At 54.3% G+C, this 10,433-nt stretch carries 11 protein-coding genes; 5 read left to right on the top strand and 6 right to left on the bottom strand.

The window, feature by feature from the left end; translation table 11 throughout:
- Positions 1 to 84 precede the first annotated feature (84 nt).
- From dtd to RCH87_RS08765, 3 genes are all read right to left on the bottom strand, one after another.
- Positions 85 to 525, bottom strand: coding sequence for a D-aminoacyl-tRNA deacylase (dtd, locus tag RCH87_RS08755; RefSeq protein ID WP_306516322.1), 441 nt, complete (start codon positions 523 to 525; stop codon positions 85 to 87).
- Between the two features lie 107 nt (positions 526 to 632).
- Entirely contained in the window at positions 633 to 2,273 is a 1,641-nt protein-coding gene (locus tag RCH87_RS08760) for a class I SAM-dependent methyltransferase (protein WP_306516323.1), read from the bottom strand.
- A 122-nt stretch (positions 2,274 to 2,395) separates the two neighbouring features.
- Complete coding sequence (locus RCH87_RS08765) at positions 2,396 to 2,887, bottom strand: DUF3099 domain-containing protein (RefSeq protein ID WP_306516324.1); 492 nt, start codon at positions 2,885 to 2,887, stop codon at positions 2,396 to 2,398.
- Positions 2,888 to 2,946: 59 nt separating this feature from the next.
- On the opposite strand from RCH87_RS08765, the gene RCH87_RS08770 reads away from it, so the two are divergent.
- The 3 genes from RCH87_RS08770 (at position 2,947) to RCH87_RS08780 (ending at position 5,699) form a co-directional block, all read left to right on the top strand.
- Entirely contained in the window at positions 2,947 to 3,189 is a 243-nt protein-coding gene (locus RCH87_RS08770) for a DUF3039 domain-containing protein (RefSeq protein WP_081703770.1), read from the top strand.
- Between the two features lie 12 nt (positions 3,190 to 3,201).
- A complete protein-coding gene (locus RCH87_RS08775; RefSeq protein ID WP_306516325.1) occupies positions 3,202 to 5,016 on the top strand; it encodes a DEAD/DEAH box helicase in 1,815 nt (604 codons plus the stop codon).
- 107 nt (positions 5,017 to 5,123) lie between these two features.
- Positions 5,124 to 5,699, top strand: a complete 576-nt coding sequence (locus tag RCH87_RS08780; protein WP_306516326.1) for a hypothetical protein — start codon at positions 5,124 to 5,126, stop codon at positions 5,697 to 5,699.
- A gap of 127 nt (positions 5,700 to 5,826) precedes the next feature.
- Here the strand turns inward: RCH87_RS08780 and RCH87_RS08785 are convergent, their stop codons facing one another.
- Both RCH87_RS08785 and ppgK read right to left on the bottom strand, forming a co-directional pair.
- Positions 5,827 to 7,173: an RNA polymerase sigma factor gene (locus RCH87_RS08785; protein WP_306516327.1), complete on the bottom strand. Its 1,347-nt coding sequence runs from the start codon at positions 7,171 to 7,173 to the stop codon at positions 5,827 to 5,829.
- Positions 7,174 to 7,406: 233 nt separating this feature from the next.
- Positions 7,407 to 8,171 carry a polyphosphate--glucose phosphotransferase gene (gene ppgK, locus RCH87_RS08790; protein WP_306516328.1) on the bottom strand — a complete coding sequence of 255 codons (765 nt, stop codon included), beginning with the start codon at positions 8,169 to 8,171 and terminating at the stop codon, positions 7,407 to 7,409.
- A gap of 103 nt (positions 8,172 to 8,274) precedes the next feature.
- Here ppgK and RCH87_RS08795 point away from each other — a divergent pair, with 103 nt between their 5' ends.
- Positions 8,275 to 9,189, top strand: coding sequence for an inositol monophosphatase family protein (locus RCH87_RS08795; RefSeq protein WP_306516329.1), 915 nt, complete (start codon positions 8,275 to 8,277; stop codon positions 9,187 to 9,189).
- A gap of 178 nt (positions 9,190 to 9,367) precedes the next feature.
- Positions 9,368 to 9,658 (top strand): DUF4193 domain-containing protein, encoded by a 291-nt coding sequence (locus RCH87_RS08800; RefSeq protein WP_306516330.1) that lies wholly within the window; start codon positions 9,368 to 9,370, stop codon positions 9,656 to 9,658.
- Positions 9,659 to 9,757: 99 nt separating this feature from the next.
- On the opposite strand, the gene RCH87_RS08805 is transcribed toward RCH87_RS08800, so the two are convergent.
- Positions 9,758 to 10,357, bottom strand: a complete 600-nt coding sequence (locus tag RCH87_RS08805; protein ID WP_306516331.1) for a DUF3093 domain-containing protein — start codon at positions 10,355 to 10,357, stop codon at positions 9,758 to 9,760.
- Between the last annotated feature and the right edge of the window lie 76 nt (positions 10,358 to 10,433).

Consider the following 10,433-nt stretch of genomic DNA (forward strand, 5'->3'; position numbering starts at 1 on the left):
TTTTGGGGGTGGGGAGGCTAATGGCGCAGGATTTTCGGGTAAGGCGACATTATTGCAACAAATCTCACGTGTCTTGCTGATCGATTAAGTCTCTACCAGCACCGTAAACGGACCTTGGTTGACTGAGGAAACCTCCATCATCGCGCCAAATTGCCCGGTAGCAACGTGTAATCCGCGCCCACGTAAGTCTTCGACAATGTGATTAATGATTGGCTCGGCAACATCTGCGGCAGCTGCCTTCGCCCACGACGGGCGTCGACCGCGCGCAGTTTGTCCATAAAGAGTGAATTGGCTGACCACCAAAACCGGAGCGTCAAGATCCGCCGCGGACTTTTCCCCCTCGAGGATCCGCAATTCTGCAATCTTCTTGGCCATTTTGCGCCGGGCCGTTTCGTTGTCCGCGTCATCGATACTGATCCCGATTAGCGCGAGTATACCGCCAGTGTCGTTTGCCTCGATGCTGCCGATAACCTCGCCATCTACACTGACGCTCGCTGAAGAAACACGTGTTAATACCGCTTTCATTTCACCGTCTCCTCGTTGTGGTGCCTAATTGCTGATCCTGGCCGCAGATTTAACCGATTGCATGGTTATCTTTCGCAGCCTTGGCGTTAGCTCGGTTGCCCTGTTTCTTAAGATTCGTTGACCAGCCCGGATCCGTGGATTAGCTCTGCTGGAATAATCATTCCGTGGCGCACCAAATCGACGATCACGGAAACTGCTTCGTCGAGAAGCTTGTCTTCGGCAATGCCATGCGCGAGTGCGTACATTCCAACGACTTCGGTCAACGGCAACCCATTGGGATGTAAACCGGCAACGATTGCTGCAACATGCTCATCGACTTCATGCGACCACCGGGGGCCGTCCATTCGGGTTAGCCGGTAGACCTGCGGCGAAAAGCCCATTTTAGCTGCAGAATCTGGTACTTCGATGATCTCACGGGCTAGCTGCGGACGAAGCTGAAATTGACTGCTTGCGATGTCCGCCGGAGTCTGTTCGCGAAGCCATTGCGCACGCTGAAAATACTCTTCAACCTCATCGGCAAGCCGGTCATCGAAAGCCTGGGGGATTTCTTCGGCAACGATTTCCGAAGGCTGATCTCCGATGTCCTGGATCGCGACGTAACCGAAACCGATCGCGCTCACGTCATGGTCAACAAAATGTTGCAACCAGTGTGAGAATCGTTCGCTTGCTTCATGTGAGCGCGGATCGATGGCCTCATCGCGCAACCAGGTGCTGACGTAGTGCGCGGGATCAGCGAAATCGCGCTGGAGTACCCACGCCGCCACACCATGGCTTGGTAACCAACTAGCCACCCGGTGTTGCCACGGAGTATCTCCTTGGTGTACCCATGAAGCTAGCAAATATGCCGCACCGCCTGGAGCAAGATATTCGGGGACCTGAGAGATAACAAGCTCGCTTGCGCCATCGAGTTCTAAACCAGAATCGCGATAAGTGTGCGTAATGTCTTGGGAACCGACCACAAACGGCGGGTTAGCGACGATGCGTTCGAATTTCTCTCCGGCAACCGGTTCGAACCAGGCCCCAGCGAGTAATCTGACATCGTCTTCGATGCCGGCGCCGCGTACCGTGGCATCGGCTAGCGCCAACGCGCGCGCGGAGATATCAGTGCCGGTGATCTGTCGTGCTGATCCCGCCTGTCCCAGAACTTGCACGCCAGACCCTGTGCCTAAATCGAGCACTGAATCAACTGGAGTCGTAGGGCAAAACTGCAGCAATGATAAAGAGGCAGCGCCCACCCCCGGAACGTGGTCTTCGCCTGCATCTTGCCGCACCATAGCGGCATCGGGATCAGAAAACACCCAACGAGTTTTCCCATTAATGATGTGTGGACGAACATCGATGACCACCCGCACGATGGCCGGGCCATGGCACACCGCGATATTGGCATCAATGACCTGCGAAGCCAGCTCATCCCCGAGCAAGGCAAAGAAATCAGCTTTCTCTATCGGATCCCGCAGGATAAACGCCTGAATAAGCTGGTCGAGTTCGCCACCACGCTGGGAGTGAAAACGCAAGGCACCAGGGTCGCCTCTATGCAAGGCCGCGAGATATTCCGGCCCGAGATGAGCACCGAGGCCAGCGGAATCGAAACCGACGGTTGCGAAGTAGTCGATGAGCTCACGTGCTGCCTCGCCAAATCTTTCAGCAGGATTTGGCTTAGTTGGATCCAAAGTTGGATCTAAAGACGCTGGATCCGCCGATTTCGGATCAACAGAGGATTGGTGTGAAGAATTCTGGTGCGTGTTCATCGTCTCTTATTGTAGTTCGTGCCACAGGGTGAGTGCGGCATCCGCGTTGTGTTCGGTGCTGTGTGTTCAGTGCCGTGTGTCCAATGCCATTGTGCTCAGCAAAAGCTTTACAGCAGCGTCGTTTAGGAATATCCATCGCGGGAATCATCTGCAGACTCTTGCGGTGAGATATCGATGATCTCCGGCGGCAAAGATCTTCGAGATTGCTCCGTAGATCCTGCAGCGCTGATTTCTTGGGTAGCCGCGCGCTGCGCTTGTCGGGCAACCGCCGGCTTATAGACCCGTGGTTGGCGTTTATCTTTCGGGGTGCCATCCAGGTTCGCGATCATGACAGCGATCCACGGAAGCGGAAAAGTCAACGAAGCCAAAATCACTGGCACCAACACCCAATCCCACGCCAGGTACATTCCGACGCAGGCTAAGGTCAGCGGTACCCGCAATAACTGCAGGAACCCATACCACCATTCCCGTTTTTTTCGATCTTGCGATCGAGTAGTGCGAGCCGTGGTAATCAGGATGGGTTTTTCGCGATGCGAATGCCTGCGGAAGCGTCGCCATGCTGAGCGACGTGAGGTGTTTGGTCGCCTAGTGCCACGAGAGCTTCCGGTAGTCATAAACCCCACCCTAGAGGCTGGCTACCCAAAATCCTATGAATACGGCAAAATAGAAGGCCATGACGACCACATCAACGCAAACCCTCGAACGCCCAGAAACCCGCGATCAAACCGGAACTGACGACGATACCCCGAAGTTTTTCCATTACGTGAAAAAGAATCAGATTGTCGATTCTGCGGTGAGCGGAAAGATGATTGTTGCTCTGTGCGGCGAAAAATTTCCGGTGCGGAAACAAGCGAAACCGGGTTCTCCAGTGTGCCCGAAATGCCAGGAAATCTATTCCGGACTGCGCAAGAAGTAACGGTGGTTCGGAGTGGCAAGACCCCGCAGCTTTAACAACAACTCCAGCCTGCGTGCATGGCAGCAGGCAGCCTTGCAAAAGTTCCTGACGACGCGCCCTCGCGATTTCATGGCGGTGGCGACACCTGGTGCTGGTAAAACGACTTTCGCCATTCGCGTCGCGACCGAATTATTGGAAGACTATTCGGTCGACCGCATCATTGTCGTCGTGCCCACCGAGCACCTCAAACGGCAGTGGGCAGCGGCTGCGCGTCGCGTCGGGGTGTCCTTGGACGATCGTTTCACAAACTCTGCTGCGATAAACCACGCCTATGACGGCATAGTTGTGACCTACGCACAGGTTGGCATGCACCCTCCGAAACACCACGCGTTGGCGTCGTCGAAACGCACCCTGGTGATTCTCGATGAGATTCACCACGCCGGTGACGCGAAAAGCTGGGGCGATGGTGTGCGTGAAGCCTATGACCAAGCAGAATACCGACTTGCGCTGACTGGTACGCCGTTTCGATCTGATAACTCCTATATTCCTTTCGTTCGTTATGAAGAAGATGGGGAAGGTCACGAGGTCTCGAAAGCAGACCACACCTACGACTACGGCGATGCGCTTGCCGACGGCGTTGTGCGCCCGGTGGTATTTTTGGCCTACTCCGGTGAAGCGACATGGCGTACCAGCGCGGGTGAAGAAATCTCGGCCCGTCTAGGCACACCTTTGAGCGCCGAAGAAACCGCGCGGGCATGGCGTACCGCATTAGATCCCAAAGGGGAGTGGATACCCGCGGTGTTGCAAGCTGCGCATACTCGCTTGGAACAAATCCGCACCAATATGCCGGATGCTGGTGGGTTGGTCATCGCTACTGATACCACTACCGCGCGTGCCTATGCGAAGATCTTGGAAAAGATTTCTTCGACACCAGTGTCGGTAATTCTCTCGGATGAGCCTGGCTCCTCGGAGCGTATTAATGCTTTTTCTGAATCTACTGACGAGTGGATGGTCGCTGTGCGGATGGTTTCCGAAGGCGTTGACGTCCCGCGTCTGGCGGTTGGAGTTTATGCGACTTCTGCATCGACGCCGCTATTTTTCGCCCAGGCTATTGGGCGCTTTGTGCGCTCTCGTATGCCCGGCGAGACTGCCAGCGTGTTTTTGCCGTCTGTGCCGACGCTGTTGGATCTCGCGGAAAAGTTGGAGACTTCTCGTGACCACATAATCGGAAAACCACACCGCGAAGAAGCCTGGGATGAGCAAGCGGTGGCCGAGGCGAATAAAGAAAAAAATGAGAAGACTGAGGATAAGGCCTATGAATCCGTAGGCGCCTCAGCCGAACTCGACTCATTGATTTATGATGGTTCGACCTTTGGTACCGGGGCGCTTAGTGGATCTGATGATGAAGCCGATTTCCTTGGGCTGCCGGGATTGCTAGATCAGGAACAGGTCAAGGCATTGCTGCGGAAACGACAAGCAGATCAACTTGATGCTCGGGAAGCGGAAGAAAAAGCTCGTCGACAAGCTGAGCTGGAACACCAACACAAGTTGAAAAACGGGTTGATAGAGCCCACGGCAAGCAAATCAGGGCTTTCGGTGGGTGCTTCAAGCTCAACAGCCACTGAGAAAAACGGTGTTACTACTGATGAAGCCGACGAACTTGCGGCAGTGGAAATTCCCAAATTGCGCAAAAAGCTCAATACGCTAGTCGCAGTCCGGGCGGAGCACAGCTCACGTCCACACGGTGCGATCCACAATGAGGTGCGGAAAGCGTGCGGTGGGCCGCCGACTGCCTTATGTAATGCTCAGCAGTTGAAAGAACGCATCGAGTATTTAAGGCAGTGGTAGCTTAGTTGCCATCTGCGGGCGAGCTGCTGCATTCTGCGGGCTGAATGATAAGCAAGGTAAGGTAAATATAGTTCACAGCATCTATGCATGAAGGGATGGCAATTTAGATGTCTCAACCCAGTAATCCACATCATCCTGACGACGATTATGGGCAGACAAACGCCCAGGGAGGTGGCGAGTATGGCGACTATGCCAGCGCCGGTGACACTAGTCATGGAACGGGAGGCTACGATTTTGCTGTAGAGCACAACCAGTCGGTTGAGAATCAGCAGCCCGCGAATGCATATTATGCGGGCGGGTACGAAGCATCACAATATAGCGGTTTCGAAGCTCAGCAGGAGACGAAAAACCCTGTTGCTCCGTGGGCTTTGGGCATTGGTATTCTCTCGCTTGTCGGATCCTTGATTGTGCTGGGTTCGTTCCTGGGCCTGATCGGTTTCGTTGTCGCCATCGTTAGCTTGGTGAAAGGCAGAAAGCGCCAACCTGAGAACCGGCGCACTGTCATGTCGGTGGTGGGGCTCGTTACCTCGATTCTGGCCGTTTTGGTTGGCTTCATCATCATGCTTGTCGGGTTTAAACTCATCGAAGAGACCGGAGTCATTGATTGCGTTGAGCAACACGGCAATAACGAAGACGCCATTGAGCAATGCGTTAATGCCAACTTCGAAAACTTCGATAACTAAAAGTCGAAGCGGGATAGTTGCGCTAGTTGCAGCGTAAACGCAATAGAAAATCCTCACCGGCCTTTATAGGGCGGTGAGGATTTTTGCTTCCCGTGAACATCCACAGGGCAGAAGTCAACCCAGCAGACTAGTCCAAGTAATCGCGCAGAACTTGGGAGCGGGACGGGTGCCTTAACTTCGACATCGTCTTCGATTCGATTTGGCGAATTCGCTCACGCGTTACGCCGTATACTTGGCCAATTTCGTCCAGCGTACGTGGCATGCCATCAGTTAGGCCGAAACGCAGCCGCACGACGCCAGCTTCACGCTCCGATAGCGTAGTGAGTACATCCTGCAGCTGATCCTGCAGCAGCGTAAAGGACACAGCGTCGACGGCGATGACAGCCTCAGAATCCTCGATGAAGTCACCGAGCTGACTATCGCCTTCGTCACCGATAGTCTGATCCAAAGAAATCGGTTCACGTGCGTATTGCTGGATTTCCATCACCTTTTCTTCGGTGATGTCCATTTCTTTAGCTAACTCCTGCGGGGTAGGCTCACGGCCTAAGTCCTGCAACAATTCACGCTGGATCCGGCCGAGTTTGTTGATGACTTCGACCATGTGCACAGGAATACGGATGGTGCGGGCTTGATCCGCCATCGCACGAGTGATCGCTTGGCGGATCCACCAAGTCGCATAGGTAGAGAATTTATAACCCTTGGTGTAATCAAATTTTTCTACTGCGCGAATCAGGCCTAAGTTGCCCTCCTGGATGAGGTCCAAGAAAGCCATGCCACGCCCGGTGTAACGCTTCGCCAAAGAAACCACCAAGCGAAGGTTAGCTTCCAACAAGTGGTTTTTTGCCTTGCGACCGTCGCGAGCAATCGAGCGTAAGTCGCGCTTCAGGGCAGGTGAAAGCTTCGCCTGCTTGTCACCGGCTTCCAGTGCTTTAGACATTTCTTCGATGCGGAATTGCGCGTAGAGGCCAGCTTCGATGCGTTCGGCAAGAGAAACCTCTTGCTCCGCATTGAGGAGGGCGACCTTACCGATCTGTTTCAAGTAGGCGCGCACCGAGTCAGCCGAGGCGGTAAGCTCCGCATCTTTTCGCGCTTGACGTAAGGCCGCTGATTCGTCTTCGTCCCAGACGGAATTGCCTGCGTCTTCTTCGTCTTCCTCGCCGAGCTCCGGTTCGCCTGCGTCGGGCTCGTCTAAGGGCTCATCGTCGAATGCGTCGGCATCGTCGAGATTAGGTTCGACGTCGGCATCGTCGTCTGGTTCGTCCAACAAAGGATCAGCAGCTGGTGCGGTAGCCGCGGGGATCTCCTCGGGCTCGATAGAAACACTAGTCTGCGAAGCTTTGGCAGTTTTCGACTGTGCAGCCTTCGACCTCGACTTGCTGGGTGACTTCCTGGATGCAGTCTTCGCGCCCCGGGTGCGCGCAGAGCTAGCTGCGCTCTCGTCGAGAGGCTGGTCGGAAGATTCAGTGGCTGACACGTACGCCCTTTCGCCGAATTGTACTGACATCAATGAACAAGCCTACCTATCTGTGCAGCGCGTTGTGGCTGCAGACATGACTGACATATCACACAAGCGAGCTGGCGCCCGCATGTAGCTACAAGATACAGTCGCGATATTCAGGTGGCAGATTGTTGGGAATGAGCGCCCAGTATAACGGACACTCGCTGGTTTGTGTTTGACTGGGGATATGCGCAGGAGTTTTCTCGGTGCTATCCCGCGATATAACCAGGTTCGCGGGCAGCCAAAGCTGCGCCGACGATGCCCGCACGATTCAATAACGTGGCGGGGATGATGGGGGTTTCCAATGCCAGCAGAGGTAACCAACGAGCAGATTTTCGGGAAATCCCACCACCGATCACAAATGCCGCCGGGTTGAACAAACGCTCATATTCGCGGAGAACCTTTTCCAAACGTGGCGCCCACTCGTCGTAGCTCAATCCAAGGGATTTTTTCACTCCAGAGGATGCCAGCTTTTCCGCTTCTTCGCCATCGACAATCAGGTGCCCGAGTTCGGTATTTGGAAAGAGCTTTCCTTCTACCAAGAAAGCCGAACCGATGCCGGTGCCTAAGGTTAGGAAAATCACCGCGCCTGTTTTGGTTTGTGGGTTCCCATAAGCGACTTCTGCCAGGCCAGCAGCATCAGCGTCATTGAGGAAAGTGATTTGGCGTTCACCAAGATGTGCACGAAATACCTCGTGGATATTCGCGTGCAACCACGATGGATCGATATTTGCCGCTGTGAGCATGGAAGAACCACGGACGACACCGGGTAAAGTGATACCGACGGGGCCCTCCCACTCTGCTTGTTTAATAATTTTCGCCGTGGTAGCCGCGACGGCTGCTGGGGTTGCGGGTTTCGGGGTTTCGAATTTGATGCGTTCACCGATGAATTCGCCTGTCTGCAAATTCACTAAGGCTCCCTTTGTGCCAGAGCCTCCAATATCAATGCCAAAACCGAGTTGCTGTTCTTGCATGGATGACAGATTAGCCTACGAGCGTGCGTTGATGATCTTTGGCGTTGTCACAGGCACGTCTTGACGACGACGGACGCAGCACGGTGGTGAGTATCCTGAAGTTATGAACACCAGCGATATTCAGCGTAAAACAGTGCTCACTGCATACGAAGATTTTCGTCAGCAAAACCAAGAAATTTCTCTCGATGAGTTGCGTGCCGTTGCTTCTGAACTCGCTCGACTGGGCGGAATGACGATCAATCAACGAGTCCAGGAAATCGGTGGGTCGTTAGCCCTTGCTGAGACTATCGAGACGAAAAGTAGCGCGGTGGATCCGGTGACGGACGTTGATAAGACGACCGAGGCTGCGCTCGTCGACAAGCTTGCGTCTATACGCCCTGCTGATGCCGTCGTAGGCGAAGAAGGCGCAGGCCGCAGTGGTAGCAGCGGTATCGAGTGGATTGTTGACCCAATTGATGGCACCGTCAATTTTCTCTACGGGATACCAGAATATTCGGTCTCGGTCGCTGCTGTTTGGAACAGCTACCCGGTAGCTGGGGCGGTTTATAACGTTGCTCGTGACACGCTGTATTCCGCGCATCTCGGTGGTGGAGCCACGCGGGAATCACAACGCGGAGACCGGCAGGACTTACAGGCAAATTCTGTTATCGATCCCACGCAAGCTTTGGTTGCTACGGGGTTTTCTTATGTTGCCAGCCGTCGTGTACGCCAGGCCGAAATCTTGACGACGTTGTTGGGGCAGGTTCGAGACATTCGTCGTATGGGCTCGGCAGCGTTAGACTTATGCCGTGTTGCCTGTGGACAGGTTGATGTTTTCTATGAGGCTGCACTCAATAAATGGGACTATGCGGCCGGCATCTTGATCGCGGCAGAAGCCGGGGCAGTAGTGAATGCCCCAGAGTTTAATACCGAAGGCGACCAAGGAGAGGTCCTAGTTGCCTATGCACCGGGGGTCGCGGAGCCCATGGCCGATGTGTTACGGCATGCCGGTGCTTTGGAAGCGATACCAACCGTGTGACCGATGTCCGCACCACCCTGTTCCGTAGCCACAGCGCAACTTGCTGCAACCCAGCTATTAAAGCACTCAATAAACTGTGAGAATAACCCGCTTGAGCAGCTAATATGACAATGTAGTTATTTTAGCTTAGTATCCGACCCACATACACCGAGATAATTTACTCAATAGGACGTGGATAATGGCTACAGACTACGACGCGGCCCGTACCCGCCCAGAAGACGAATTGGAAGCCGATTCGCTGGAAGGGCTCAAGGCAGCGGAAAACGATTCCGACCCCATGGATGAAGACGGGGAGATCGTTGAGCCTTTCGAACCGCCAACAGTCGATGTTTCTGGCGAAGAGCTCAATGTTGAAGTCGTACCACGCCAGGCTGATGAATTCACCTGCGATAGCTGTTTCCTGGTGCAGAGGAAAAACCGTTTCTCGCATGAAGAAGACGGTCAGAAAATCTGCCTAGACTGCGCTTAATTACATCTTTGCGCCCCACGGGCTGCGCTGCAGCCCTGTTATCTGGGCCATGGATTCTAAAAAGCGCCCCCGAATTTCGGTTTCGGTGAAGATCGAAAACTAGCTTGCCAGCGAACGGCTGGCTCGGGCAGCTTGCTCGGGGACAAATGCTTCCAAAAGTGCGCGCGGGTCTTTTGAACTGACCAACCAATACGGGGTCGGGTCGTTTTCGTCGTCAAGCACCAGCATGACCAGGTGAGGAATCCAGCTGTGTGTCACCAAAAAAGCGGCGGGGTCAAGCTGTGGGCCCATCGCATTGCGCTTTGCACTTTTGGGTACAGCCAAGCTACGGCTGACAACGTCGGCGGGCAATTGCGCAGACCCCGCCACTAGCCAGCGAGTTCCGTCCGTGTCCCGTTCGATGCGGATGACGGTCGATGACCAATGGAACAAGACCCATGCTGCTAATGCTGCGAACACTAAAAACGGCACTGCGAACCACCACAAATTACGGTTCAGCGCCAATTGCCCCGTACCAATGGTTACGGCTGCTAGCGCGATCAACCACCAATGCCACGGAACCCACTGACGTTCCTGATATAGCACCTTTGGTGCTTGTCCGTTCACGTGTGTGCTCTCATTAAGGTCTATGTTGGGGGTCTCGTTGGGATTTGCGTTAGGGGAATTCGCAGATTCAGCTGAATTAGCAGACTTGCTCATAAAACCCATGTTAATGCTCCTGACCAGAACTCACCCAACTGATGAATCCGCCTGCTAAACCCGACCAAACCAGGTC

This window comes from Corynebacterium sp., from assembly GCF_030826625.1.
Classification (GTDB): domain Bacteria; phylum Actinomycetota; class Actinomycetes; order Mycobacteriales; family Mycobacteriaceae; genus Corynebacterium.